Consider the following 26,722-nt stretch of genomic DNA (forward strand, 5'->3'; position numbering starts at 1 on the left):
TCGCGGGAACCCCTGCAGCCGACCGAGCCGCGACGTTCCGAGGACGGGCACCCCCGCCGCGGCCCCGACCCCACCCCACACCGAAGGCGCTACGCGCACCCCCACCCACCCGCGCCCCCCGCCGGGAGGCATCGCCACCGAAGCCCCCACCCACCGTCTCGTACTCTTGAGCCCGTGCAGGAACTCCACGACGCCCCCCTCGCCCCCCTGACCACCTTCCGGCTGGGCGGCCCCGCCACTCGCCTGGTCACCGCGACGACCGACGCCGAGGTGGTCGCCGTCGTACGGGAGGCCGACGAGAAGGGAACGCCCCTGCTGCTCATCGGCGGCGGTTCGAACCTGGTCATCGGCGACAAGGGCTTCGACGGCACGGCCCTGCGCATCGCGACACAAGGCTTCGAACTCACCGGCACCACGCTCGAACTGGCCGCCGGCGAGGTCTGGACGGACGCCGTCGCCCGCACCGTAGAGGCCGGACTCGCCGGCATCGAGTGCCTGGCCGGCATCCCCGGCTCGGCAGGCGCGACCCCGATCCAGAACGTCGGCGCGTACGGCCAGGAGGTCTCCTCGACGATCACCGAGGTCGTCGCCTACGACCGAACGACCCGCGAGACGGTCACCCTCCACAACACCGACTGCGCCTTCTCGTACCGCCACAGCCGCTTCAAGGCCGACCCCGAGCGCTATGTCGTCCTACGCGTCCGCTTCCAGCTGGAGGACGCCGACGGCCTCTCCGCCCCCATCAAGTACGCCGAGACGGCCCGCGCGCTCGGCGTCGACCCCGGCGACCGCGTGCCCCTCACAGCCGCCCGCGAGACCGTGCTCAAGCTCCGCACCGGCAAGGGCATGGTCCTGGACCCCGAGGACCACGACACCTGGTCCGCCGGCTCCTTCTTCACCAACCCGATCCTCACCGACGCGGAGTTCGCCGAGTTCCACGCGCGCGTGCACGCCCGGCTCGGCGACGGCGTGGAGCCGCCCGCCTATCCCGCGGGCGACGGCCACACCAAAACCTCCGCCGCCTGGCTGATCGACAAGGCCGGTTTCACCAAGGGCTACGGCACAGGCCCGGCCCGCATCTCCACCAAGCACACCCTCGCCCTCACCAACCGCGGCGAGGCGACCACCGAGGACCTGCTGGCGCTCGCCCGTGAGGTCGTCGCCGGTGTTCGCGAGGCCTTCGGCATCACGCTGGTCAACGAACCGGTGACCGTGGGCGTGACCTTGTAAGGGCCACCCAGACCTTCAAGGATCAGTAGGCGACACCCACCCCCTGCTTCACCGTCCCCGGCTCGTCCGCCATCGCCAGCATCGCGTGGGCCACGTCCGCGCGGCCGATGTAGCGGCCCTTGGCCGGAGTGCCGCCGACGACCGTGCGGTACCTGCCGGTGAGCGGCTTGTCCTGGAGTCGGGGCGGTCGCACCGAGGTCCAGTCGACCGCGCTGCGGGCGAGCTCCGCCTCCATCTCCCTGAGGTCGTCGTAGACGTCCTTGAGGATCGCGGAGACCAGACCGCGCACGGCGCGGTCGAGGGGGCCGTCCCGCTCCGGGGCGGGCCCGAGCGGAGCCGCGCTCACCACCAGCAGCCGCCGCGTGCCCTCCGCCTCCATGGCCCGCAGCACCGTACGCGTAAGGCGGGCGGCGACACCGGCGTCCTTACGGCTGCGCGCGCCGAGGCCCGAAAGGACCGCGTCCCGGCCGGTCACCGCGGGGCGCAGCGCTTCCGGGTCGGTCATGTCCGCCCGGAACACCTCCAGGCCCGCGCCCGTCACCGCAAGCCGCGCGGGATCCCGTACGACCGCCGTCACCTGGTGCCCGGCGGTCAGCGCCTGCCGGACGATCTCCTGCCCGATGCCGCCGGTGGCACCGAAAACCGTGAGGTTCATGGGTGATTCTCCCGTCTCCGCAATCTCGTCTCCGCAATCCGGTCTCCGCGATCTGGGTGGGTGAGCGTTCACTCACCCTGCCCCGACTCCAGGGTGGGTAAGTACTCACCCACCCGTCAAGCCCGGTAAGGTCCGCCCTCGTGGAATCCGTGCAAAAACCCGCCCGCGAACCCGCCCGCGTCCGCATCCTCGACGCCGCCCACGAGCTGATGCTCACCGTCGGCCTGGCCCGCGCCACCACCAAGGAGATCGCCAAGGCGGCCGGCTGCTCGGAAGCCGCGCTCTACAAGCACTTCGCGAGCAAGGAGGACCTGTTCATCCGCGTCCTCGCCGAGCGCCTGCCACGCCTCGGCCCCCTGCTGACCAGCCTCGCCGCCGAACCGGGCCGGCACACGCTGGAGGAGAACCTCACCGAGATCGCCCGCCAGGCCGCCCTCTTCTACGAGCAGAGCTTCCCGATCGCCGCCTCGCTGTACGCCGAGACCCAACTGAAGCGACGGCACGACGACGCGATGCGGCAGATGGGCATGGGGCCGCACAAGCCCATCGAGGGCCTGGACGCCTACCTCCGCGCCGAGCAGGACGCCGGCCGCATCCGCGCCGACGCCGACACCTTCGCGGCCGCGTCCCTGCTCCTCGGCGCCTGCGCCCAGCGCGCGTTCGCCTACGACGCGACACCGGAAGGCGTGCGGCCGCCCCTGGACACCTTCGCCCGGCGGCTCGCCCGCACGCTCCTGGCCGGCGTCACTGCGTGAGGCGTCACTGCGTGAGCTACGCCGCCAGCCAGTCGTCGATGCCCGACAGCAGCTTGCGCCGCACATCCTCCGGCGCCGCGGACGCCCGTACCGACTGGCGGGCCAGCTCCGCCAACTCGGCGTCCGTGAAGGCGTGGTGGCGGCGGGCCAGCTCGTACTGGGCGGCCAGCCGGGAGCCGAAGAGCAGCGGGTCGTCGGCGCCCAGCGCCATCGGGACGCCCGCCTCGAACAGCGTCCGCAGCGGGATGTCCTCCGGTTCCTCGTAGACACCGAGGGCCACATTCGACGCCGGGCACACCTCGCAGGTCACCCCCCGGTCGGCCAGCCGCTTCAGCAGCCGCGGGTCCTCCGCCGCCCGTACGCCGTGCCCGATCCGGTTCGCGTGCAGGTCGTCCAGGCAGTCCCGCACCGACGCCGGGCCGGTCAGCTCGCCGCCGTGCGGAGCCGACAGCAGGCCGCCCTCGCGCGCGATGTGGAACGCGCGGTCGAAGTCCCGCGCCATGCCCCGCCGTTCGTCGTTCGACAGGCCGAAGCCGACCACACCTCGGTCCGCGTACCGCACCGCCAGCCGGGCCAGCGTGCGGGCGTCCAGCGGATGCTTCATCCGGTTCGCGGCGACCAGCACCCGCATCCCGAGCCCGGTCTCCCGCATCGCCGAGTCCACCGCGTCCAGGATGACCTCCAGCGCCGGGATCAGACCGCCCAGCCGAGGGGCGTACGACGTCGGGTCGACCTGGATCTCCAGCCACCCCGAGCCGTCCTTGATGTCCTCCTCCGCGGCCTCCCGCACCAGCCGCTGGATGTCCTCGGGCTGCCGCAGACACGAGCGCGCCGAGTCGTACAGCCGCTGGAAGCGGAACCAGCCCCGCTCGTCCGTCGCCCGCAGTCTCGGCGGCTCCCCGCTCGTCAGCGCATCGGTCAGCGCCTCGGGCAGCCGCACGCCGTACTTGTCGGCCAGCTCCAGCAGGGTGGTGGGCCGCATCGAGCCGGTGAAGTGCAGGTGCAGATGGGCTTTCGGCAGCTCAGAGACATCACGTACACGCTCCATCCCAGGATCCTGCCGTACGTTCCCGCCCTCCCGGTAGCGCTTTCCCCGTTAGTGGTCTTGCTCGCACAAAAGAATGGGGCACATACCGAATTCGGTATGTGCCCCAGGCCGGAGAGGAACCGTCAGTCGCGGGCCTCCGCCAGCAGCTTCTGGATCCGCGAGACACCCTCGACGAGATCCTCGTCACCCAGGGCGTACGACAGCCGCAGATAGCCCGGAGTGCCGAAGGCCTCGCCGGGTACGACCGCGACCTCGGCCTCCTCCAGGATCAGCGCGGCCAGCTCGACCGAGTCCTGCGGGCGCTTGCCGCGGATCTCCTTGCCGAGCAGGGCCTTCACCGACGGGTACGCGTAGAAGGCGCCCTCCGGCTCCGGGCACACCACGCCGTCGATCTCGTTGAGCATCCGCACGATCGTCCTGCGGCGCCGGTCGAAGGCCTCGCGCATCTTCGCGACCGCGTCCAGGTCGCCGGAGACCGCGGCCAGCGCCGCCACCTGGGCGACGTTCGACACGTTCGACGTGGCGTGCGACTGGAGGTTCGTCGCCGCCTTCACCACGTCCTTCGGACCGATGATCCAGCCCACCCGCCAGCCCGTCATGGCGTACGTCTTGGCCACCCCGTTGACCACGATGCACTTGTCGCGCAGCTCGGGCAGCAGCGCGGGCAGCGACACGGACGCGGCGTCGCCGTACACCAGGTGCTCGTAGATCTCGTCCGTCAACACCCACAGGCCGTGCTCCGCGGCCCAGCGGCCGATCGCCTCGGTGTCCTGCTCGCTGTAGACCGCGCCGGTCGGGTTCGACGGGGAGACGAAGAGGACGACCTTCGTCTTCTCCGTGCGCGCCGCCTCCAGCTGCTCCACACTCACCCGGTAGCCGGTCGTCTCGTCCGCGACGACGTCCACCGGCACACCGCCGGCCAGCCGGATCGACTCCGGGTACGTCGTCCAGTACGGCGCCGGGACGATGACCTCGTCACCCGGGTCGAGGATCGCGGCGAAGGCCTCGTAGATCGCCTGCTTGCCGCCGTTGGTGACCAGGATCTGCGAGGGGTCGACCTCGTAGCCGGAGTCGCGCAGCGTCTTCGCGGCGATCGCGGCCTTCAGCTCGGGCAGACCGCCCGCGGGCGTGTAGCGGTGGTACTTCGGGTTCTTGCAGGCCTCGATCGCGGCCTCGACGATGTAGTCCGGGGTCGGGAAGTCGGGCTCGCCGGCGCCGAAGCCGATCACCGGTCGCCCGGCGGCCTTGAGGGCCTTGGCCTTGGCGTCCACGGCGAGGGTGGCGGACTCGGAGATCGCGCCGACTCGGGCGGAGACCCGGCGCTCGGTGGGAGGGGTTGCAGCGCTCATGGGCCCCATCGTTTCAGACCGGAAACCTGCCCGGCACGCGGGTTTCACGGACTGAACAACACCGGGCCGATCGCTGAACAAGCGTCCGGAACCGGCCCGCGGCCAGGGTGATCTTCGGCCACACCGTCACCGGCAAAGCCCCTACGGGCACTTTCTGTTCGACGCCCGGCCGCAGAACACGTACACTCTCACCTCGTTGGCCTCATACAGGCCGCACTCATCCGGTGCACACCGAGCATCCGGGCGGATGCGGTACGTTTGGGGAGAACCAAAGGGTCGTAGCTCAATTGGTAGAGCACTGGTCTCCAAAACCAGCGGTTGGGGGTTCAAGTCCCTCCGGCCCTGCTACACACACCTTCGCCAGGATGTGTGCGCATGTACGTACAAGCAGCAATGCGCCGTGCGGCTCAGACCGGGCGCGGCACGGCCACGACCCGGAATCAGGTGAGGACGAATGACGGACGCCGTGGGCTCCATCGACACGCCTGATGCCCAGGACGAGACGCCGAAGAAGCAGGGCCGCAAGGGCGGCAAGCGCGCAAAGAAGGGCCCGCTGAAGCGGCTCGCGCTCTTCTACCGCCAGATCGTCGCGGAACTCCGCAAGGTCGTCTGGCCCTCGCGCAATCAGCTGACGACGTACACGACCGTCGTGATCATCTTCGTCGTCATCATGATCGGTCTGGTGACTGTGATTGACTTCGGACTCGACAAGGCCGCCAAGTACGTCTTCGGCTGAGCCGAAAGCGAAGGGCGCCGTACCCGGCGCCCCTATTCGCGCGTTCCACCCCATGTATCCAGGAAGAAGCAGCCACCGTGTCTGACCCGAACGTGAACGACGCCATCGAGCCGGTCGAGTCCGTGGAAGACGAGCTCGAGATCGTCGAGGGTGCCGACGACGACCTGGACGAGGTCGAGGCTGCCGACGCCGCCGAGGGTGAGCCCGCCGAGGAAGCCGCCGAACACGTCGAGGACGAGGCGACCGAGGCCGAGGCGGCTGAGGACGAGGCTGAGGCGACCGAGGAAGAGGAGCCGGCCGAGCCGGTCGACCCCGTCGCCGCCCTCCGCGAGGAACTGCGCACGCTGCCCGGCGAGTGGTACGTCATCCACACCTACGCCGGCTATGAGAACCGCGTGAAGACCAACCTGGAGCAGCGCGCCGTCTCGCTGAACGTCGAGGACTACATCTTCGCGGCAGAGGTGCCGCAGGAAGAGGTCGTCCAGATCAAGAACGGCGACCGCAAGACGATCAAGCAGAACAAGCTCCCGGGCTACGTCCTCGTCCGCATGGACCTGACGAACGAGTCCTGGGGCGTCGTCCGCAACACCCCCGGCGTCACTGGCTTCGTGGGCAACGCCTACGACCCGTACCCGCTGACCCTGGACGAGATCGTCAAGATGCTCGCCCCCGAGGCCGAGGAGAAGGCCGCCCGCGAGGCCGCCGAGGCCGAGGGCAAGCCCGCCCCGCAGCGCAAGGTCGAGGTCCAGGTGCTGGACTTCGAGGTCGGCGACTCGGTCACCGTCACCGACGGCCCGTTCGCCACGCTGCAGGCCACCATCAACGAGATCAACGCCGACTCGAAGAAGGTCAAGGGCCTCGTGGAGATCTTCGGCCGGGAGACGCCGGTCGAGCTGTCCTTCGACCAGATCCAGAAGAACTAGCACCTTCTGGACGTACGCCTTCCGAACAGGTCAGACGGGCTGCTGAAGCCGGTCTGACCTGCTCGGTTTTTGGCTGCGCAGGGATACCCGTTATCGTTGTGCGGTATGCCTCCATCCGGATGATCGGGTGGCAGGCGATCACCTCTCACTAGGACCCGGAGAGAGCAATGCCTCCCAAGAAGAAGAAGGTCACGGGGCTCATCAAGCTCCAGATCCAGGCCGGTGCGGCCAACCCGGCGCCGCCGGTCGGCCCCGCGCTGGGTCAGCACGGCGTCAACATCATGGAGTTCTGCAAGGCCTACAACGCCGCGACCGAGTCGCAGCGTGGCTGGGTCATCCCGGTGGAGATCACGGTCTACGAGGACCGCTCCTTCACCTTCGTGACCAAGACGCCGCCGGCCGCCAAGATGATCCTCAAGGCCGCGGGCGTGGAGAAGGGCTCCGGCGAGCCGCACAAGACCAAGGTCGCCAAGATCACCGAGGCGCAGGTCCGCGAGATCGCCACCACGAAGATGCCCGACCTCAACGCCAACGACATCGACGCCGCCGCGAAGATCATCGCCGGTACCGCCCGTTCCATGGGCATCACGGTCGAGGGCTGAACCCCAACCTCCAGCAGCAGAAGTGGCGGGGCCTGCTCGGCCCGGACCACGACTCCTAAGAATCCCCAGGAGCAGTAGTGAGCAAGCGCAGCAAGTCTCTCCGCGCTGCGGACGCCAAGATCGACCGGGAGAAGCTCTACGCCCCGCTCGAGGCCGTCCGTCTCGCCAAGGAGACCTCCACGACCAAGTTCGACGGCACCGTCGAGGTCGCCTTCCGTCTGGGTGTCGACCCGCGCAAGGCCGACCAGATGGTCCGTGGCACCGTGAACCTCCCGCACGGCACCGGCAAGACCGCCCGGGTCCTGGTCTTCGCGACCGGCGACCGTGCCGAGGCCGCGCGTGCCGCGGGCGCCGACATCGTCGGCTCCGACGAGCTCATCGACGAGGTGACGAAGGGCCGTCTGGACTTCGACGCCGTCGTCGCCACCCCGGACCTCATGGGCAAGGTCGGCCGCCTCGGCCGTGTCCTCGGCCCGCGTGGTCTGATGCCGAACCCGAAGACCGGCACCGTGACCCCGGACGTGGCCAAGGCCGTGACCGAGATCAAGGGCGGCAAGATCGAGTTCCGCGTCGACAAGCACTCGAACCTGCACTTCATCATCGGCAAGGCGTCCTTCGACGACACCAAGCTGGTGGAGAACTACGGCGCCGCGCTGGAGGAGATCCTCCGTCTGAAGCCGTCCGCCGCCAAGGGTCGCTACATCAAGAAGGCCGCCATCACCACCACGATGGGCCCCGGCATCCCGGTCGACCCGAACCGCACCCGCAACCTCCTCGTCGAGGAGGACCCGGCCGCGGTCTGAGCCCCACCGGCTCGCTGACGTCCGGCGACGGGCCCCGCACCTTCCGAGGTGCGGGGCCCGTCCCCTTTTCGCGCTCCGTTGGGTTAGCGTGCGAGCAGGGCAACGCACGGGGGTGGAACGCATGAAGAGGACTACGGCACACTGCCTGGCCCTCGCGATCGCGCTGACGGCGGCGACCGGCTGTACCTCCTCCGACGGCCCCGACGAGGACGACCAGGAGCGCAGGCCGCCCGGCGCTCTCCTCGCCGCCCTGCGCTCCGTGGAACGCTCCACGGACGGCGCCGATTCGGCCAAGGTGGAGTCCACCACCGTCATGGGCAGCGACCTGTCCCTCGAAGCCGACGGCGCCCTCGGCTGGGGCGACGGCCTCACCGGCACCCTGACCATCACCTACACCGGCGGCACCACGGCCGAGACCATGCGCGACCTCGGCGTCACATCGATGGAGGCCCGCTACCTCCCCGACGCCTACTACGCCCGGATGGGCGACACGTTCGCCGAGCAGACCGGCGGCAAGCACTGGATCCGGTACGCCTACGACGATCTGGACGACCTCGGGGGCGGCGCGGCCGCGAACTTCGCGGACCAGATGCGCAGCGCCACCCCGAACCAGTCGGTGAAGCTTCTGCTCGCCTCCGGGGACGTACACAAGATCGGCGAGGAGCAGGTGCGCGGCAAGCACACCACGCACTACTCCGGCACGGTCTCCGTGGGCGACCTCGCCGACGCCGAGCTCAAGGAACTGCTCCAGCAGGCCGGCGTCACCACCCAGACCGTCGACATCTGGGTCGACGACCAGGACCTGCTGATCAAGAAGATCGAGCAGGGCCGGCTGGCGACCGGCCACCTCACGCAGACCGCGTACTACAGCGACTACGGCGTGCGGGTCACCGCCGCCGAGCCGCCGGCCTCCGACACCGAGGACTTCAAGGAACTACTGAAGAAACAAGGCGGCAGCGCCTCCTGAACCTCAGGGAATTCAGCGGCCTCCTCAAGCCCGCTGGGATACGCTCGCGAGGCTGTGAATCGGCCGTGTGTTCCTTGGGGGGAATCGATGAAGACTGCTGTACGCCGTTCCGCGCGACGCCGGGCGACTGGCGCCGGCCTTGCCACGCTGCTGCTCGCGGGGGGCGCCGTCGGCTGCGGCACCGAGCAGTCGCCGGAGATGACGCCGGTGGCGGCCGTGGCCAAGGCCGCCGAGAAGACGGAGAAGATCACCTCCCTGAGCTATCGGATGCGCGGCGAGGTACCGGGCGATGGCCGGGTCGAGGCCGAGGCCGCGATGCGCATGGAGCCGCTGGCGATGAGCATGAAGATACGGATGCCCGACGACCCCGAGATCAAGGGCGCGGTCGAGATGCGCATCTTCGGCAAGTCGCTGTACATCGGCGGCGAGGCGATGGCCGAGCAGATGGACGGCAAGAGCTGGATGAAGATCGACGCCCCCAAGTCGGGTGGCGGCGAGCACCGGCTGGGCGCCGAGACGGCCGGTGTCGCCCAGGCCGAGCGGAACCCGGCCGCCGAATCCGCCTTCCTCACCGGCGCCGACGATGTCACCGAGGTCGGCACCGAGACGGTCGACGGGGTGAAGACCACCCACTACAAGGGCACGCTCACCCTCGACGACATGCGGGACAGCCTCAAGGACGAGGACAAGAAGACTCGCGAACTGCGCGAGAAGAGCCTCGAACAGTACGAGGACATGGGCGTCGACAAGCTCACCATGGACATGTGGGTCGACGGTGAGGACCACACCAAGCAGTTCCGCATGCGCGGCGACGCCGACAAGGGCACCCTCGACATGACCGTCACCTTCTCCGACCTCAACGAGCCGGTCACCGTCCAGGCCCCGCCCGCCAAGGACACCATGGACCTCGGCGACATGATGAAGGAACTCGAGAAGGCCTGAGCACCGTACGACCGGATTTGCCTGACGGCGATCCGGTCACGTACGCTCCTACAGAAGCCAAAGACCGCTGGTCGTTGCTGTGCGCTCACGAGAGGGTGCGGTGGCCGAAGGATCCGCTGAACTGCGGACGACCCGCGCAGGTGAATGTGGAAGTGCTCCTGGAGTGCCCATGTCTCATGGGAATTCAGTCGAGCTACGCCCCGTGCGCCTGCGCCGGGGCGTTTCGTTTACCCCAGCCCCTTCCGAGCGGTCCTCAACACCCGGAAGGAGGCCGACGCTCTATGGCAAGGCCCGACAAGGCTGCCGCGGTAGCCGAGCTGACGGAGCAGTTCCGCAGCTCGAACGCCGCCGTGCTGACCGAGTACCGGGGTCTCACCGTGGCGCAGCTCAAGACGCTGCGCCGTTCGCTCGGTGAGAACGCCCAGTACGCCGTGGTGAAGAACACGCTGACCAAGATTGCGGCCAACGAGGCCGGGATCACGACGCTCGACGACCTGTTCAACGGTCCGACGGCGGTCGCCTTCGTCACCGGTGACCCGGTGGTGTCGGCGAAGGGTCTTCGTGACTTCGCCAAGGACAACCCGAACCTCGTCATCAAGGGCGGTGTCCTTGACGGTAAGGCGCTGTCCGCCGACGAGATCAAGAAGCTTGCGGACCTCGAGTCCCGCGAGGTTCTGCTCGCCAAGCTGGCGGGCGTCCTGAAGGGCAAGCAGACGCAGGCTGCTCAGGTCTTCCAGGCGCTCCCGTCGAAGCTCGTCCGCACCGTGGACGCGCTTCGCGCCAAGCAGGACGAGCAGGGCGGTGCCGAGTAATTCGGCTCGCGAAATGACCGCCGCCTGAGGCTCCTCGCCTTCAGGCAACGGTCGTAGCGGGCCGAACGTACGCCCGCCAGACATGTACACACGGCACCAGCCGAATTAGTGGAAGGAAAGCCATCGTGGCTCTCACCCAGGACGAACTGCTCGCCGAGTTCGAGAACATGACCCTGATCCAGCTCTCCGAGTTCGTGAAGGCGTTCGAGGAGAAGTTCGACGTCACCGCTGCCGCCGCCGCGGTTGCCGTCGCCGCCCCGGGTGCCCCGGGTGCCGCGGCCGAGGCCCCCGAGGAGAAGGACGAGTTCGACGTCATCCTCACCGGCGCCGGCGACAAGAAGATCCAGGTCATCAAGGTCGTGCGTGAGCTGACCTCGCTCGGCCTGAAGGAGGCCAAGGACCTCGTGGACGGCGCCCCGAAGCCCGTCGTCGAGAAGGTCGCCAAGGAGGCCGCCGAGAAGGCTGCCGAGTCCCTCAAGGCCGCCGGCGCCTCCGTCGAGGTCAAGTAAGACCTTGAGGGTCCCTACACGGACCCTTGCGAGCTGATACAGCCGTAGGGCTGTAACGCGAGCGAACCGAAGAGCGATCATCCATCTGGGTGGTCGCTCTTCGGCGTTCCCGGTGCCTGGTGGTGGCGGCCTTGCACGGGCGGATGCGCGGAGTATGGTGATCTTCGTCGTGTCTCCGGGCACCTCCGAAGCCGGCCGCAAGTGACGATGGCAGCACCCGGTTTGGGCAAGGGGGGCCTTGACGAACCGCACGCAGCGCGCAATTCTCAGGACGCGTCGTCACAACGATCCGGATCCGAGGCATGGATCGACGGCGAAGAGGGAAGCATCGAAGTGCATTGAGGGCGTGGCTTGCAGCAGGGGTTGAGAACAACGAGGGTCTTCAAAAACCCGCACTGGACATCAGTGAGCCTAGTGGCTACACTGACCCTTTGCGCTGCCTGTTAGCTGCCTCCTGCCCGTCACCAGGGGCATGCCCTCGCTTGAGCACCGACGATCAGAACGTCCCTGACCTGGCCTTTTGGCTAAATCAGGGAGTCCTGTCTCTGTGTGCAGGAGGGGGACCGGTACGCGCGTAGTGAGTCCGAGCCCTCGGAAGGACCCCCTCTTGGCCGCCTCGCGCACTGCCTCGACCGCGAATACGAACAACGGCGCCAGCACCGCCCCGCTGCGCATCTCCTTTGCAAAGATCAAGGAGCCCCTCGAGGTTCCCAACCTGCTCGCGCTGCAGACCGAGAGCTTCGACTGGCTGCTCGGCAACACCGCCTGGCAGAGTCGGGTCGAGGCGGCTCTGGAGTCCGGTCAGGACGTCCCCACCAAGTCCGGTCTGGAGGAGATCTTCGAGGAGATCTCTCCGATCGAGGACTTTTCCGGGTCGATGTCGCTGACTTTCCGCGACCACCGTTTCGAGCCCCCTAAGAACAGCATCGACGAGTGCAAGGAGCGCGACTTCACGTACGCCGCCCCGCTCTTCGTCACGGCTGAGTTCACCAACAACGAGACCGGCGAGATCAAGTCCCAGACCGTCTTCATGGGCGACTTCCCGCTCATGACGAACAAGGGCACCTTCGTCATCAACGGCACCGAGCGTGTCGTGGTGTCCCAGCTGGTCCGCTCGCCCGGCGTCTACTTCGACTCCTCCATCGACAAGACGTCCGACAAGGACATCTTCTCGGCCAAGATCATCCCGTCCCGGGGTGCCTGGCTGGAGATGGAGATCGACAAGCGCGACATGGTCGGTGTCCGCATCGACCGCAAGCGCAAGCAGTCCGTCACCGTTCTCCTGAAGGCTCTCGGCTGGACCACCGAGCAGATCCTGGAGGAGTTCGGCGAGTACGAATCCATGCGCGCCACTCTGGAGAAGGACCACACCCAGGGCCAGGACGACGCACTGCTCGACATCTACCGCAAGCTGCGTCCGGGCGAGCCCCCCACCCGGGAGGCCGCGCAGACGCTGCTCGAGAACCTCTACTTCAACCCGAAGCGTTACGACCTCGCCAAGGTCGGCCGCTACAAGGTGAACAAGAAGCTCGGCGCGGACGAGCCGCTGGACGCCGGTGTGCTCACCACCGACGACATCATCGCCACCATCAAGTACCTGGTGAAGCTGCACGCCGGTGAGACCGAGACGGTCGGCGAGTCCGGTCGCTCGATCATGGTCGAGACCGACGACATCGACCACTTCGGCAACCGTCGTATCCGCAGCGTCGGCGAGCTGATCCAGAACCAGGTCCGTACGGGTCTCGCCCGTATGGAGCGCGTCGTGCGTGAGCGCATGACCACGCAGGACGTCGAGGCGATCACGCCGCAGACCCTGATCAACATCCGGCCGGTCGTCGCCTCCATCAAGGAGTTCTTCGGCACCAGCCAGCTGTCCCAGTTCATGGACCAGAACAACCCGCTGTCGGGGCTGACGCACAAGCGTCGTCTGAACGCCCTCGGCCCGGGTGGTCTCTCCCGTGAGCGGGCCGGCTTCGAGGTCCGTGACGTTCACCCGTCGCACTACGGCCGTATGTGCCCGATCGAGACGCCTGAAGGCCCGAACATCGGTCTGATCGGCTCGCTCGCCTCCTACGGCCGGGTCAACGCGTTCGGCTTCATCGAGACGCCGTACCGCAAGGTCGTCGACGGTGTCGTCACCGACGACGTCGACTACCTGACCGCCGACGAGGAGGACCGCTTCGTCATCGCGCAGGCCAACGCGCCGCTCTCCGAGGACTTCCGGTTCGAGGAGTCCCGCGTGCTGGTCCGCCGCCGTGGCGGCGAGGTCGACTACGTCCCCGGTGACGACGTCGACTACATGGACGTCTCGCCGCGCCAGATGGTGTCGGTCGCGACCGCCATGATCCCGTTCCTCGAGCACGACGACGCCAACCGTGCCCTCATGGGCGCGAACATGATGCGGCAGGCCGTGCCGCTCATCAAGTCCGAGGCCCCGCTCGTCGGCACCGGCATGGAGTACCGCTCCGCCGTCGACGCCGGTGACGTGGTCAAGGCCGAGAAGGCGGGTGTCGTCCAGGAGGTCTCCGCGGACTACATCACCACCGCCAACGACGACGGCACGTACATCACGTACCGCCTGGCCAAGTTCGCCCGCTCCAACCAGGGCACCTCGGTCAACCAGAAGGTCATCGTCCACGAGGGCGACCGGATCATCGAGGGCCAGGTCCTCGCCGACGGTCCGGCCACCCAGCAGGGCGAGATGGCGCTGGGCAAGAACCTGCTCGTGGCGTTCATGCCGTGGGAGGGTCACAACTACGAGGACGCGATCATCCTGTCGCAGCGCCTCGTACAGGACGACGTCCTCTCCTCGATCCACATCGAGGAGCACGAGGTCGACGCCCGTGACACCAAGCTCGGCCCCGAGGAGATCACCCGGGACATCCCGAACGTCTCCGAGGAGGTCCTCGCCGACCTCGACGAGCGCGGCATCATCCGTATCGGCGCCGAGGTCATCGCCGGTGACATCCTCGTCGGCAAGGTCACGCCCAAGGGTGAGACCGAGCTGACGCCGGAGGAGCGCCTGCTGCGCGCGATCTTCGGTGAGAAGGCCCGTGAGGTCCGTGACACCTCGCTGAAGGTGCCGCACGGCGAGACCGGCAAGGTCATCGGTGTGCGCGTCTTCGACCGCGAGGAGGGCGACGAGCTTCCCCCCGGTGTGAACCAGCTGGTGCGCGTGTACGTGGCGCAGAAGCGCAAGATCACCGACGGTGACAAGCTCGCCGGCCGGCACGGCAACAAGGGCGTCATCTCCAAGATCCTGCCGATCGAGGACATGCCGTTCCTGGAGGACGGCACCCCGGTCGACATCATCCTCAACCCGCTGGGTGTCCCGTCCCGAATGAACCCGGGACAGGTCCTGGAGATCCACCTCGGCTGGCTCGCCAGCCGCGGCTGGGACGTCTCCGGCCTCGCCGACGAGTGGGCGCAGCGCCTCCAGGTGATCGGCGCCGACCAGGTCGACGCGGGCACGAACGTCGCGACCCCCGTCTTCGACGGTGCGCGTGAGGACGAGCTCGCCGGTCTGCTGCAGCACACCATCCCGAACCGTGACGGCGACCGCATGGTCCTCCCGTCCGGCAAGGCGCGGCTGTTCGACGGCCGTAGCGGTGAGCCGTTCCCGGAGCCGATCTCGGTCGGCTACATGTACATCTTGAAGCTGCACCACCTGGTCGACGACAAGCTGCACGCCCGTTCGACCGGTCCGTACTCGATGATCACCCAGCAGCCGCTGGGTGGTAAGGCCCAGTTCGGTGGCCAGCGGTTCGGCGAGATGGAGGTGTGGGCGCTGGAGGCTTATGGCGCCGCGTACGCCCTCCAGGAGCTGCTGACCATCAAGTCCGACGACGTCACCGGCCGCGTGAAGGTCTACGAGGCCATCGTCAAGGGCGAGAACATCCCTGAGCCCGGCATCCCCGAGTCCTTCAAGGTGCTCATCAAGGAGATGCAGTCTCTCTGCCTGAACGTGGAGGTGCTGTCCAGCGACGGTATGTCCATCGAGATGCGTGACACAGACGAGGATGTCTTCCGCGCTGCGGAGGAGCTCGGCATCGACCTGTCCCGGCGTGAGCCGAGCAGCGTCGAAGAGGTCTGACGGAGTCCGGCGGGCCTTTCTGAGAGATCAGCAAAGGCCCGCCGACCCCGGGACCCCGTTTCAGACCCCAAGACTTACGACCCTGAGAGGGATTGACGCATAGTGCTCGACGTCAACTTCTTCGACGAGCTCCGGATCGGCCTGGCCACCGCTGACGACATCCGTCAGTGGAGCCACGGCGAGGTCAAGAAGCCCGAGACGATCAACTACCGCACGCTCAAGCCCGAAAAGGACGGACTCTTCTGCGAGAAGATCTTCGGTCCGACCCGGGACTGGGAGTGCTACTGCGGCAAGTACAAGCGTGTCCGGTTCAAGGGCATCATCTGTGAGCGCTGCGGCGTCGAGGTGACTCGCGCCAAGGTGCGTCGTGAGCGGATGGGCCACATCGAACTGGCCGCCCCCGTCACGCACATCTGGTACTTCAAGGGTGTCCCGTCGCGCCTGGGCTACCTGCTGGACCTGGCGCCCAAGGACCTCGAGAAGGTCATCTACTTCGCGGCGTACATGATCACGTACGTCGACGAGGAGCGCCGTACCCGCGACCTGCCCTCCCTGGAGGCGCATGTCTCCGTCGAGCGGCAGCAGATCGAGAACCGTCGCGACTCCGACCTGGAGGCCCGCGCCAAGAAGCTCGAGACCGACCTGGCCGAGCTCGAGGCCGAGGGCGCCAAGGCCGACGTACGCCGCAAGGTGCGCGAAGGTGCGGAGCGGGAGATGAAGCAGCTGCGTGACCGTGCGCAGCGCGAGATCGACCGGCTCGACGAGGTGTGGACCCGCTTCAAGAACCTCAAGGTCCAGGACCTCGAGGGCGACGAGCTGCTCTACCGCGAGCTGCGGGACCGCTTCGGTACGTACTTCGACGGTTCGATGGGTGCCGCGGCGCTGCAGAAGCGCCTGGAGTCCTTCGACCTGGACGAGGAGGCCGAGCGTCTCCGCGAGATCATCCGTACCGGCAAGGGCCAGAAGAAGACCCGTGCGCTGAAGCGGCTGAAGGTCGTGTCTGCCTTCCTGCAGACCTCCAACAGCCCCAAGGGCATGGTCCTCGACTGCGTCCCGGTCATCCCGCCGGACCTTCGCCCGATGGTGCAGCTGGACGGTGGCCGCTTCGCGACCTCCGACCTGAACGACCTGTACCGGCGTGTGATCAACCGCAACAACCGTCTGAAGAGGCTCCTCGACCTCGGCGCGCCCGAGATCATCGTCAACAACGAGAAGCGCATGCTTCAGGAGGCTGTTGACGCCCTCTTCGACAACGGTCGTCGTGGCCGTCCGGTCACCGGTCCCGGTAACCGCCCGCTGAAGTCCCTCAGCGACATGCTGAAGGGCAAGCAGGGCCGCTTCCGTCAGAACCTGCTCGGTAAGCGAGTCGACTACTCGGCGCGTTCCGTGATCGTCGTCGGTCCGCAGCTGAAGCTGCACCAGTGCGGTCTGCCGAAGGCGATGGCGCTGGAGCTCTTCAAGCCGTTCGTGATGAAGCGCCTGGTCGACCTGAACCACGCGCAGAACATCAAGAGCGCCAAGCGCATGGTGGAGCGCGGCCGCACGGTCGTGTACGACGTCCTCGAAGAGGTCATCGCCGAGCACCCGGTTCTGCTGAACCGTGCTCCCACCCTGCACCGCCTCGGCATCCAGGCCTTCGAGCCGCAGCTGGTCGAGGGCAAGGCCATCCAGATCCACCCGCTCGTCTGCACCGCGTTCAACGCGGACTTCGACGGTGACCAGATGGCCGTACACCTTCCGCTGTCCGCGGAGGCGCAGGCCGAGGCCCGCATCCTGATGCTGTCCTCGAACAACATCCTCAAGCCCGCTGACGGCCGTCCGGTGACGATGCCGACCCAGGACATGGTCCTCGGTCTGTTCTTCCTCACCACCGACGGCGAGATGCGGGACGTCAAGGGCGAGGGCCGGTCCTTCGGCTCCGCGGCCGAGGCGATCATGGCGTTCGACGCCGGCGAGCTCTCGCTGCAGTCGCGCGTGGACATCCGCTTCCCGGTGGGCACCATCCCGCCGCGCGGCTGGACCCCGCCGACGCAGGAGGAGGGCGACCCGGAGTGGCAGCAGGGTGACAGCTTCCGTCTGAAGACGACCCTTGGCCGGGCGCTCTTCAACGAGCTGCTGCCCGAGGACTACCCGTTCGTCGACTACGAGGTCGGCAAGAAGCAGCTCTCCGAGATCGTCAACGACCTCGCCGAGCGCTACCCCAAGGTCATCGTGGCGGCGACGCTCGACAACCTGAAGGCGGCCGGCTTCTACTGGGCGACCCGTTCCGGCGTCACCGTGGCCATCTCCGACGTCGTCGTTCCCGAGGCGAAGAAGGAGATCGTCAAGGGGTACGAGGCGCAGGACGAGAAGGTCCAGAAGCAGTACGAGCGCGGTCTGATCACCAAGGACGAGCGCACCCAGGAACTCATCGCGATCTGGACCAAGGCGACCAACGAGGTTGCCGAGGCCATGAACGAGAACTTCCCGAAGACCAACCCGATCTTCATGATGGTGAACTCGGGTGCACGAGGCAACATGATGCAGATGCGTCAGATCGCCGGTATGCGTGGTCTGGTGTCGAACGCCAAGAACGAGACGATTCCGCGTCCGATCAAGGCCTCGTTCCGTGAGGGTCTGTCGGTGCTGGAGTACTTCATCTCCACGCACGGTGCCCGTAAGGGTCTCGCCGACACCGCCCTGCGTACCGCCGACTCGGGTTACCTGACCCGTCGTCTGGTGGACGTCTCGCAGGACGTGATCATCCGCGAGGAGGACTGCGGCACCGAGCGCGGTCTGAAGCTGAAGATCGCCGAGCGCGGCGCCGACGGCTCGCTCCGCAAGACCGATGACGTCGAGACCAGCGTCTACGCCCGCATGCTCGCCGAGGACGTCGTCGTCGACGGCAAGGTGATCGCGCCGGCCAACGTGGACCTCGGCGATGTGCTCATCGACCAGCTGGTGCACCACGGCATCGAGCAGGTGAAGACCCGCTCGATCCTGACCTGCGAGTCCCAGGTCGGCACCTGCGCCATGTGCTACGGCCGCTCGCTGGCCACCGGCAAGCTGGTCGACATCGGTGAGGCGGTCGGCATCATCGCCGCCCAGTCCATCGGTGAGCCCGGTACCCAGCTGACGATGCGTACCTTCCACACCGGTGGTGTGGCCGGTGACGACATCACCCAGGGTCTGCCCCGTGTCGTCGAGCTCTTCGAGGCCCGTACTCCGAAGGGTGTCGCCCCGATCTCCGAGGCCCAGGGCCGCGTGCGGATCGAGGAGACCGAGAAGACCAAGAAGATCGTCATCACGCCGGACGACGGCAGCGACGAGACGGCGTTCCCGATCTCGAAGCGTGCCCGGCTCCTGGTCAGCGAGGGCGAGCACGTCGAGGTGGGCCAGAAGCTCACCGTGGGTGCCACCAACCCGCACGACGTGCTGCGCATTCTGGGCCAGCGTGCCGTCCAGGTCCACCTGGTCGGCGAGGTCCAGAAGGTCTACAACTCGCAGGGTGTGTCGATCCACGACAAGCACATCGAGATCATCATCCGGCAGATGCTCCGCCGGGTGACGATCATCGAGTCCGGCGACGCCGAGCTGCTGCCCGGCGAGCTGGTCGAGCGCACGAAGTTCGAGACCGAGAACCGTCGTGTGGTCCAGGAGGGCGGTCACCCGGCCTCCGGTCGTCCGCAGCTGATGGGTATCACCAAGGCCTCGCTGGCGACGGAATCCTGGCTGTCGGCCGCCTCCTTCCAGGAGACGACCCGAGTTCTGACGGACGCGGCGATCAACGCCAAGTCCGACAGCCTCATCGGCCTCAAGGAGAACGTCATCATCGGTAAGCTCATCCCGGCCGGTACGGGCCTGTCCCGCTACCGCAACATCCGGGTCGAGCCGACCGAGGAGGCCAAGGCCGCGATGTACTCGGCCGTCGGCTACGACGACATCGACTACTCGCCGTTCGGCACGGGCTCCGGCCAGGCCGTTCCGCTGGAGGACTACGACTACGGTCCGTACAACCAGTAAGCGAGTCGCTTGAGTCGCACGAACTGAAGGGCGGTCACCTCTCGGGGTGGCCGCCCTTCGGCGTCTCAGGGGCCTCTCCGGGTTTTCTCCGGGTCGTCCCTGGTGCCGGAGATGCCGGTTTCGGCGCATGATGGAGGCACTCCGACCGATACGGGGGAGGTGCTCCATGACGCACCCGTCGTGGCAGCCGTGGCAGGGGAACGGCACGCCGCAGTCGTGGCAGGGGAGCGGGAGTCCTGCCCCGCAGCGGTGGCAGGGGGGCGGTGTCCCGCAGCCGTGGGCCGGCCAGGGCAGTCCGTCCATGCTCGCCTCGCACGCGGACCGTGAGCGTGCCGTGGACGTGCTCAGAGCGGGGTTCGGGGAGGGGCGGCTGGAGCAGGCGGAGTTCGAGAAGCGGGTCGGGCGGGCCTACGCGGCCCGTACGGTGGGTGAGCTGGCGCTGCTCGTCGCCGACCTGCCGCAGGGGCCCGTACCGCACCCTGCGCCCGTCACGCACGTGCCGGGGACCTTTCTGCCGGCCCGGCCGCAGACGAACGGCAAGGCGGTCGGTTCCGCGGTGTGCGGTGCGCTGTGCCTGCTGACGTTCGGGCTGACCGGCGTCCCCGCGGTGGTCCTGGGGCACGCCGCCCGTGCCGAGATCCGCCGGACCGGGGAGGCGGGCGATGCGCTCGCGCTCACCGGGCTGGTGATCGGCTGGCTGTCCACGGTGGGATGGGCGATCATACTGACCGCGATGATCGTGGCCGCCGCCGCGTCCGCGTGACGTGCTCGGATCGTAGATTCGAAGATCATCAGCCGCACAGGGGCTTGACATGCTCCGTGCGGCGATCCGGCCGAGGCCCATTTGTTTTGACCGCAGCGTATGAGGTAGGTACGCTCAGACCTTGTGCCTGGGGTGTGCCCTGGCCCTTGTGCGTGCCTTCAACCGCACCGGGGTCCGAGAGCGGCCACCGTAATCTGCGCCTCTTTCTGCCTTGCGGCGGGAGTCTGCGGGTTCGACACACCCGACCGCGTGGGTCGGCGACGTTCCAGGTTAGCTTCACCATTCGGCACACAGAAACCGGAGAAGTAGTGCCTACGATCCAGCAGCTGGTCCGCAAGGGCCGGCAGGACAAGGTCGAGAAGAACAAGACGCCCGCACTCGAGGGTTCCCCTCAGCGCCGCGGCGTCTGCACGCGTGTGTTCACGACCACCCCGAAGAAGCCGAACTCGGCCCTGCGTAAGGTCGCGCGTGTGCGTCTGACCAGCGGGATCGAGGTCACCGCTTACATTCCGGGTGAGGGACACAACCTGCAGGAGCACTCCATCGTGCTCGTGCGTGGCGGCCGTGTGAAGGACCTGCCCGGTGTTCGTTACAAGATCATCCGCGGCTCGCTCGACACCCAGGGTGTCAAGAACCGCAAGCAGGCCCGCAGCCGCTACGGCGCCAAGAAGGAGAAGTAAGAATGCCTCGTAAGGGCCCCGCCCCGAAGCGCCCGGTCATCATCGACCCGGTCTACGGTTCTCCTCTGGTCACCTCCCTCATCAACAAGGTGCTGCTGAACGGCAAGCGCTCCACCGCCGAGCGCATCGTGTACGGCGCCATGGAGGGCCTGCGCGAGAAGACCAGCAACGACCCGGTCATCACGCTGAAGCGCGCTCTCGAGAACATCAAGCCGACCCTCGAGGTCAAGTCCCGCCGTGTCGGTGGCGCCACCTACCAGGTCCCGGTCGAGGTCAAGCCCGGCCGTGCCAACACCCTGGCGCTGCGCTGGCTGGTCGGTTACTCCCGCGCCCGTCGCGAGAAGACCATGACCGAGCGTCTGCTCAACGAGCTTCTCGACGCTTCGAACGGCCTCGGTGCGGCCGTCAAGAAGCGCGAGGACACGCACAAGATGGCCGAGTCCAACAAGGCCTTCGCGCACTACCGCTGGTAGTCGCTACCCCATCGAGAGAACCGAGAGAAGACGAAAGCCTTATGGCTACCACTTCGCTTGACCTGGCCAAGGTGCGCAATATCGGCATCATGGCCCACATCGACGCGGGCAAGACGACCACCACCGAGCGGATCCTGTTCTACACCGGCGTTTCGTACAAGATCGGTGAGGTCCACGACGGCGCTGCCACCATGGACTGGATGGAGCAGGAGCAGGAGCGTGGCATCACGATCACCTCTGCTGCCACCACCTGTCACTGGCCGCTGGAAGACGTCGACCACACCATCAACATCATCGACACCCCGGGCCACGTGGACTTCACCGTCGAGGTGGAGCGTTCGCTGCGGGTGCTCGACGGTGCCGTGACGGTGTTCGACGGCGTCGCCGGCGTTGAGCCGCAGTCCGAGACGGTGTGGCGTCAGGCGGACCGCTACGGCGTTCCGCGCATCTGCTTCGTGAACAAGCTCGACCGCACGGGCGCCGAGTTCCACCGTTGCGTGGACATGATCTCGGACCGCCTGGGCGCGCAGCCGATCGTCATGCAGCTCCCGATCGGTGCCGAGGCCGACTTCAAGGGCGTCGTCGACCTGGTCACCATGAAGGCGTTCGTGTGGTCCGCCGAGGCCACCAAGGGCGAGATGTACGACGTCGTCGACATCCCGGACACGCACACCGAGGCTGCCGAGGAGTACCGCGGCAAGCTGCTGGAGGCCGTGGCCGAGAACGACGAAGAGATCATGGAGCTGTACCTGGAGGGCGAGGAGCCTTCTGCGGAGCAGCTGTACGCCGCGATCCGTCGCATCACCATCGCGTCCGGCAAGTCCAGCGACACCACGGTCACCCCGGTGTTCTGCGGTACCGCGTTCAAGAACAAGGGCGTTCAGCCCCTGCTCGACGCGGTCGTGCGCTACCTCCCCTCCCCGCTCGACGTCGAGGCCATCGAGGGCCACGACGTCAAGGACCCGGAGCTGGTCGTCCGGCGCAAGCCGTCCGACGACGAGCCGCTGTCCGCGCTGGCGTTCAAGATCATGAGCGACCCGCACCTGGGCAAGCTCACCTTCGTCCGGGTCTACTCGGGCCGCCTGGAGTCCGGCACCGCCGTGCTGAACTCCGTCAAGGGCAGGAAGGAGCGCATCGGCAAGATCTACCGCATGCACGCGAACAAGCGTGAGGAGATCGAGTCGGTGGGCGCCGGCGACATCGTCGCCGTCATGGGCCTGAAGCAGACCACCACCGGTGAGACGCTGGCCGACGACAAGAACCCGGTGATCCTGGAGTCCATGGACTTCCCGGCGCCGGTCATCCAGGTCGCCATCGAGCCCAAGTCGAAGGGCGACCAGGAGAAGCTGGGCGTCGCGATCCAGCGCCTGGCCGAGGAGGACCCGTCCTTCCAGGTCCACTCGGACGAGGAGACCGGCCAGACCATCATCGGCGGTATGGGCGAGCTGCACCTCGAGGTGCTGGTCGACCGTATGCGCCGTGAGTTCAAGGTCGAGGCCAACGTCGGCAAGCCGCAGGTCGCGTACCGTGAGACGATCCGCAAGGCCGTCGAGCGCGTGGACTACACCCACAAGAAGCAGACCGGTGGTACCGGTCAGTTCGCCAAGGTGCAGATCGCGATCGAGCCCATCGAGGGCGGCGACGCCTCGTACGAGTTCGTGAACAAGGTGACCGGTGGTCGTATCCCGAAGGAGTACATCCCTTCGGTCGACGCCGGTGCGCAGGAGGCCATGCAGTTCGGCATCCTCGCCGGGTACGAGATGACGGGCGTGCGCGTCACGCTCCTCGACGGCGCCTACCACGAGGTCGACTCCTCGGAGCTCGCGTTCAAGATCGCCGGTTCGCAGGCCTTCAAGGAGGCCGCGCGCAAGGCCAGCCCCGTGCTGCTCGAGCCGATGATGGCCGTCGAGGTCACCACGCCCGAGGACTACATGGGTGAGGTCATCGGCGACATCAACTCCCGCCGTGGTCAGATCCAGGCCATGGAGGAGCGGGCCGGTGCCCGCGTCGTGAAGGGTCTCGTGCCCCTCTCGGAGATGTTCGGCTACGTCGGAGACCTCCGCAGCAAGACGTCGGGTCGCGCAAGCTACTCGATGCAGTTCGACTCCTACGCCGAGGTTCCGCGGAACGTCGCCGAGGAGATCATCGCGAAGGCCAAGGGCGAGTAACGCACTCCGTTCACACGCTTTAGGCTTGACTCCGGAGCCTCAGGGGGCATTCCGCCACAATCATGGTGGGAATGCCCCGGGCCCGGGCTTTCCAGCAAAGATCACCTGGCGCCGATGAAGCAAGGCGTTCAGAACCACTCCACAGGAGGACCCCAGTGGCGAAGGCGAAGTTCGAGCGGACTAAGCCGCACGTCAACATCGGCACCATCGGTCACATCGACCACGGTAAGACGACCCTCACGGCCGCCATTACCAAGGTGCTGCACGACGCGTACCCGGACCTGAACGAGGCCTCGGCCTTCGACCAGATCGACAAGGCTCCTGAGGAGCGCCAGCGCGGTATCACCATCTCCATCGCGCACGTCGAGTACCAGACGGAGACGCGTCACTACGCCCACGTCGACTGCCCCGGTCACGCGGACTACATCAAGAACATGATCACCGGTGCTGCCCAGATGGACGGCGCCATCCTCGTGGTCGCCGCCACCGACGGCCCGATGCCGCAGACCAAGGAGCACGTGCTCCTGGCCCGCCAGGTCGGCGTTCCGTACATCGTCGTCGCCCTGAACAAGGCCGACATGGTGGACGACGAGGAGATCCTGGAGCTCGTCGAGCTCGAGGTTCGTGAGCTGCTCTCCGAGTACGAGTTCCCGGGCGACGACCTGCCGGTCGTCAAGGTCTCGGCGCTCAAGGCCCTTGAGGGCGACAAGGAGTGGGGTCAGTCCGTCCTCGACCTGATGAAGGCCGTCGACGAGTCGATCCCGCAGCCCGAGCGTGACGTCGACAAGCCGTTCCTGATGCCGATCGAGGACGTCTTCACGATCACCGGTCGCGGTACGGTCGTCACCGGCCGTATCGAGCGTGGTGTCCTGAAGGTCAACGAGACCGTCGACATCGTGGGCATCAAGCAGGAGAAGACCACCACCACGGTCACCGGCATCGAGATGTTCCGCAAGCTGCTCGACGAGGGCCAGGCCGGTGAGAACGTCGGTCTGCTGCTTCGTGGCATCAAGCGCGAGGACGTCGAGCGCGGCCAGGTCATCATCAAGCCGGGCTCGGTCACCCCGCACACCGAGTTCGAGGCGCAGGCCTACATCCTGTCCAAGGACGAGGGTGGCCGCCACACGCCGTTCTTCAACAACTACCGCCCGCAGTTCTACTTCCGTACGACGGACGTGACCGGCGTGGTGACCCTCCCCGAGGGCACCGAGATGGTCATGCCGGGTGACAACACCGAGATGAAGGTGGAGCTCATCCAGCCCGTCGCCATGGAGGAGGGCCTGAAGTTCGCCATCCGTGAGGGTGGCCGGACCGTGGGCGCCGGCCAGGTCACCAAGATCAACAAGTGATCTGACCCGGTAGCTCCCTGAAGGGGCCCGTACGACTTCGGTCGTGCGGGCCCTTTCTCTATGCGCTCTTCTCTATGCGCTCTATTCGAACAATTCCGATGGTTGTGCTGTGGCTAGGTGAAACCTAGTCGAACGTTGTGGGGCGGATTGGCGAGAGTTCCGGCAATTTCGAAACGCCTGCGCGAGGAATGTTCTTTTCTGTCCCGGTGGGGCGGAACGTACAGCCGTAGCGTGAACGGTCGTCCGTGGCCGTCGGGCCCCAACTACCGAGGATGGCAAGGTCTCTTGATGCAGGGTGTGCGCAGCCGCTTGTCGGTACCGATGCCGGCCGTGGTGGCCGAGCGTCCACCACAACTGACCCCCGCACCAAGCCCGGACCGGCCCACCCGCGTTGCCCGGCAGCGCCCCAGGCTCTACGTCCTCGACGGCATCCGCCTCCTCGCCGCCCTGATGGTGGTCCTGCACCACTTCGTCGGCACGAGCCGGGTCAACCGGCCGGGCAACGTGATCTGGGACCGCCCGGTGTCGGAGATCATGCCGACGGTGTTCCGTGTCTCGTCCTTCGGCTGGATCGGCGTCGAGATCTTCTTCGTGATCAGCGGCTTCGTGATCTGCATGTCCTGCTGGGGCCGTACGCCCAAGGACTTCTTCGTGTCGCGGGTGATCCGCCTCTACCCGGCCTACTGGTTCGCGGTCTTCTTCACGACCGCCGTGCTGGTGCTCATGCCCGGGGTGTGGGAGCGGCTGTCGATGCGGAAGGTGCTCTTCAACCTGACGATGCTGCAAGCGGGTTCGGGCGTGCCGCACGTCGACGGCGTGTACTGGACCCTCTGGTCGGAGCTGCGGTTCTATCTGCTGTTCCTGATCGTCGTCGCCATGGGCCTGACCTACCGCAGGGTCATCATCTTCTGCTGCGTCTGGGGCGCGGCCGCGATGCTCGCCCCCATCTCCAAGTTCCCGCTCATGGTGCTGGTCGCCGACCCGAGCGCCGCCTGGTACTTCATCGCCGGCCTCGCCCTCTACCTCATGCACCGCTTCGGCCAGGACCTGCTCCTGTGGGGCATCCTCGCGATGGCCTGGCTCATGGGCCAGTTGGAGCTGGGGGAGCGGGTCGGGCACGAGGGCGTCAGCAGCTGGCGCGGCGCGGTGGTCATCTTCACCGCCTTCATGCTGTTCATGGTCGCCATCGCCCTCGGCTACACCGACCGCATCCAGTGGAAGTGGCTGGTGACGGCGGGCTGCCTGACCTATCCGCTCTACCTCGTGCACTACGTCGCCGGTACGGTCCTCATCAGCCGCCTGCACGACACGATGGACCCCCGCCTGCTGGTCGCCTCCCTCATCGCCGGCTTCATGGTGCTCAGCTGGCTGGTGCACCGGCTCGTGGAGCGTCCGGCGGCACGGGCACTGAAGAAGGGGCTGGACTCGTCCTTCGTACGGCTGCGGGGCTTCCAGCGCGCGGCCTGAGGCCTGCGGATTCACTGCCCTGTGTTTGACCTGCGTCACGCTCGGGGTATTGTCTCCGGCTCGATTGGCCAGCGACCTGCCCCATATGGCAGACTGTCCGAGTTGCTCGGTCGAGTGTTGATGCTGCGCGCCTCCCGCCGGGAGGACCGGAAGCGAGTCCCACAGTACTCGTCGCCCTAACTGCCACACGGCAGCGCTGGGGCGGACGTACGGGAATCTTTCGGGAAGTGTCAGTGCGGCACCGGCCAGGCACCCGGTGGGCCCGCGTCAGCCAATTGATGCAGTCGCCCTCGGCTTGCGGTTCCGGAAGGGCCGTGCTTCCCAGCAGGGATGTTCGATCAAGGGGCATCTGTGTCAGCGGAAGTGCGACACGCCCGACCGCGTGGGTCGGAGCGA

At 67.2% G+C, this 26,722-nt stretch carries 21 protein-coding genes and 1 tRNA gene; 19 read left to right on the plus strand and 3 right to left on the minus strand.

What is annotated here, in order from left to right; genetic code table 11:
* Window positions 1-174 precede the first annotated feature (174 nt).
* Window positions 175-1,230 (plus strand): UDP-N-acetylmuramate dehydrogenase, encoded by a 1,056-nt coding sequence (locus tag AB0I98_RS05615; protein WP_362935754.1) that lies wholly within the window; start codon window positions 175-177, stop codon window positions 1,228-1,230.
* Between the two features lie 22 nt (window positions 1,231-1,252).
* Here the strand turns inward: AB0I98_RS05615 and AB0I98_RS05620 are convergent, their stop codons facing one another.
* Complete coding sequence (locus AB0I98_RS05620) at window positions 1,253-1,885, minus strand: NAD(P)H-binding protein (RefSeq protein ID WP_362935757.1); 633 nt, start codon at window positions 1,883-1,885, stop codon at window positions 1,253-1,255.
* Between the two features lie 140 nt (window positions 1,886-2,025).
* Between AB0I98_RS05620 and AB0I98_RS05625 the strand changes: the two genes are divergently transcribed.
* Complete coding sequence (locus AB0I98_RS05625) at window positions 2,026-2,640, plus strand: helix-turn-helix domain-containing protein (RefSeq protein WP_362935760.1); 615 nt, start codon at window positions 2,026-2,028, stop codon at window positions 2,638-2,640.
* Window positions 2,641-2,656: 16 nt separating this feature from the next.
* Here AB0I98_RS05625 and AB0I98_RS05630 read toward each other — a convergent pair whose 3' ends face one another.
* A complete protein-coding gene (locus AB0I98_RS05630; RefSeq protein WP_362935763.1) occupies window positions 2,657-3,688 on the minus strand; it encodes an adenosine deaminase in 1,032 nt (343 codons plus the stop codon).
* Window positions 3,689-3,810: 122 nt separating this feature from the next.
* Window positions 3,811-5,037, minus strand: a complete 1,227-nt coding sequence (locus AB0I98_RS05635; RefSeq protein ID WP_362935766.1) for a pyridoxal phosphate-dependent aminotransferase — start codon at window positions 5,035-5,037, stop codon at window positions 3,811-3,813.
* A 272-nt stretch (window positions 5,038-5,309) separates the two neighbouring features.
* Here AB0I98_RS05635 and AB0I98_RS05640 point away from each other — a divergent pair.
* The 17 genes from AB0I98_RS05640 (at window position 5,310) to AB0I98_RS05720 (ending at window position 26,326) form a co-directional block, all read left to right on the plus strand.
* A tRNA-Trp gene (locus AB0I98_RS05640) sits at window positions 5,310-5,382 on the plus strand.
* Window positions 5,383-5,491: 109 nt separating this feature from the next.
* Window positions 5,492-5,773 carry a preprotein translocase subunit SecE gene (gene secE / locus AB0I98_RS05645; RefSeq protein ID WP_362935769.1) on the plus strand — a complete coding sequence of 94 codons (282 nt, stop codon included), beginning with the start codon at window positions 5,492-5,494 and terminating at the stop codon, window positions 5,771-5,773.
* A 77-nt stretch (window positions 5,774-5,850) separates the two neighbouring features.
* Window positions 5,851-6,696 carry a transcription termination/antitermination protein NusG gene (gene nusG, locus AB0I98_RS05650; protein WP_362935772.1) on the plus strand — a complete coding sequence of 282 codons (846 nt, stop codon included), beginning with the start codon at window positions 5,851-5,853 and terminating at the stop codon, window positions 6,694-6,696.
* A gap of 167 nt (window positions 6,697-6,863) precedes the next feature.
* The gene (rplK, locus tag AB0I98_RS05655; RefSeq protein WP_155058660.1) at window positions 6,864-7,298 is read left to right on the plus strand and encodes a 50S ribosomal protein L11; all 435 of its coding nucleotides are present in this window, start codon (window positions 6,864-6,866) and stop codon (window positions 7,296-7,298) included.
* A gap of 77 nt (window positions 7,299-7,375) precedes the next feature.
* Entirely contained in the window at window positions 7,376-8,101 is a 726-nt protein-coding gene (rplA, locus tag AB0I98_RS05660) for a 50S ribosomal protein L1 (protein ID WP_362935775.1), read from the plus strand.
* Between the two features lie 121 nt (window positions 8,102-8,222).
* Window positions 8,223-9,068 carry a hypothetical protein gene (locus tag AB0I98_RS05665; protein ID WP_362935778.1) on the plus strand — a complete coding sequence of 282 codons (846 nt, stop codon included), beginning with the start codon at window positions 8,223-8,225 and terminating at the stop codon, window positions 9,066-9,068.
* Between the two features lie 87 nt (window positions 9,069-9,155).
* Window positions 9,156-10,010, plus strand: coding sequence for a DUF1396 domain-containing protein (locus AB0I98_RS05670; protein ID WP_362935781.1), 855 nt, complete (start codon window positions 9,156-9,158; stop codon window positions 10,008-10,010).
* Window positions 10,011-10,291: 281 nt separating this feature from the next.
* A complete protein-coding gene (gene rplJ / locus AB0I98_RS05675) occupies window positions 10,292-10,822 on the plus strand; it encodes a 50S ribosomal protein L10 (protein ID WP_362935784.1) in 531 nt (176 codons plus the stop codon).
* 122 nt (window positions 10,823-10,944) lie between these two features.
* The gene (gene rplL / locus AB0I98_RS05680) at window positions 10,945-11,331 is read left to right on the plus strand and encodes a 50S ribosomal protein L7/L12 (protein ID WP_362936440.1); all 387 of its coding nucleotides are present in this window, start codon (window positions 10,945-10,947) and stop codon (window positions 11,329-11,331) included.
* Window positions 11,332-11,938: 607 nt separating this feature from the next.
* On the plus strand, window positions 11,939-15,424 hold the full coding sequence (rpoB, locus tag AB0I98_RS05685; RefSeq protein WP_362935787.1) for a DNA-directed RNA polymerase subunit beta: 3,486 nt from the start codon (window positions 11,939-11,941) through the stop codon (window positions 15,422-15,424).
* 102 nt (window positions 15,425-15,526) lie between these two features.
* Entirely contained in the window at window positions 15,527-19,426 is a 3,900-nt protein-coding gene (locus AB0I98_RS05690; protein ID WP_362935790.1) for a DNA-directed RNA polymerase subunit beta', read from the plus strand.
* A 166-nt stretch (window positions 19,427-19,592) separates the two neighbouring features.
* Window positions 19,593-20,189, plus strand: a complete 597-nt coding sequence (locus AB0I98_RS05695) for a DUF1707 and DUF4190 domain-containing protein (RefSeq protein ID WP_362935793.1) — start codon at window positions 19,593-19,595, stop codon at window positions 20,187-20,189.
* A 308-nt stretch (window positions 20,190-20,497) separates the two neighbouring features.
* The gene (rpsL, locus tag AB0I98_RS05700; RefSeq protein WP_003948652.1) at window positions 20,498-20,869 is read left to right on the plus strand and encodes a 30S ribosomal protein S12; all 372 of its coding nucleotides are present in this window, start codon (window positions 20,498-20,500) and stop codon (window positions 20,867-20,869) included.
* A 2-nt stretch (window positions 20,870-20,871) separates the two neighbouring features.
* Window positions 20,872-21,342 carry a 30S ribosomal protein S7 gene (gene rpsG / locus AB0I98_RS05705; protein WP_007384059.1) on the plus strand — a complete coding sequence of 157 codons (471 nt, stop codon included), beginning with the start codon at window positions 20,872-20,874 and terminating at the stop codon, window positions 21,340-21,342.
* 41 nt (window positions 21,343-21,383) lie between these two features.
* Window positions 21,384-23,510 carry an elongation factor G gene (fusA, locus tag AB0I98_RS05710; protein WP_362935796.1) on the plus strand — a complete coding sequence of 709 codons (2,127 nt, stop codon included), beginning with the start codon at window positions 21,384-21,386 and terminating at the stop codon, window positions 23,508-23,510.
* Window positions 23,511-23,665: 155 nt separating this feature from the next.
* Entirely contained in the window at window positions 23,666-24,859 is a 1,194-nt protein-coding gene (gene tuf / locus AB0I98_RS05715) for an elongation factor Tu (RefSeq protein ID WP_151482642.1), read from the plus strand.
* 309 nt (window positions 24,860-25,168) lie between these two features.
* Window positions 25,169-26,326: an acyltransferase gene (locus AB0I98_RS05720; protein WP_362935799.1), complete on the plus strand. Its 1,158-nt coding sequence runs from the start codon at window positions 25,169-25,171 to the stop codon at window positions 26,324-26,326.
* The last annotated feature ends 396 nt before the right edge of the window (window positions 26,327-26,722 follow it).

This window comes from Streptomyces sp. NPDC050211, assembly GCF_040656035.1.
Lineage (GTDB): Bacteria > Actinomycetota > Actinomycetes > Streptomycetales > Streptomycetaceae > Streptomyces.

What these genes read in the sequence shown, in the direction of transcription:
- AB0I98_RS05620 (WP_362935757.1), bottom strand. Translation starts at nt 1,885, where the DNA reads ATGAACCTCACGGTTTTCGGTGCCACCGGCGGCATCGGGCAGGAGATC.
- AB0I98_RS05630 (WP_362935763.1), bottom strand. Translation starts at nt 3,688, where the DNA reads ATGGAGCGTGTACGTGATGTCTCTGAGCTGCCGAAAGCCCATCTGCAC.
- AB0I98_RS05635 (WP_362935766.1), bottom strand. Translation starts at nt 5,037, where the DNA reads ATGAGCGCTGCAACCCCTCCCACCGAGCGCCGGGTCTCCGCCCGAGTC.
- secE (WP_362935769.1), top strand. Translation starts at nt 5,492, where the DNA reads ATGACGGACGCCGTGGGCTCCATCGACACGCCTGATGCCCAGGACGAG.
- rplK (WP_155058660.1), top strand. Translation starts at nt 6,864, where the DNA reads ATGCCTCCCAAGAAGAAGAAGGTCACGGGGCTCATCAAGCTCCAGATC.
- AB0I98_RS05665 (WP_362935778.1), top strand. Translation starts at nt 8,223, where the DNA reads ATGAAGAGGACTACGGCACACTGCCTGGCCCTCGCGATCGCGCTGACG.
- AB0I98_RS05670 (WP_362935781.1), top strand. Translation starts at nt 9,156, where the DNA reads ATGAAGACTGCTGTACGCCGTTCCGCGCGACGCCGGGCGACTGGCGCC.
- rplJ (WP_362935784.1), top strand. Translation starts at nt 10,292, where the DNA reads ATGGCAAGGCCCGACAAGGCTGCCGCGGTAGCCGAGCTGACGGAGCAG.
- AB0I98_RS05695 (WP_362935793.1), top strand. Translation starts at nt 19,593, where the DNA reads ATGACGCACCCGTCGTGGCAGCCGTGGCAGGGGAACGGCACGCCGCAG.
- rpsG (WP_007384059.1), top strand. Translation starts at nt 20,872, where the DNA reads ATGCCTCGTAAGGGCCCCGCCCCGAAGCGCCCGGTCATCATCGACCCG.
- fusA (WP_362935796.1), top strand. Translation starts at nt 21,384, where the DNA reads ATGGCTACCACTTCGCTTGACCTGGCCAAGGTGCGCAATATCGGCATC.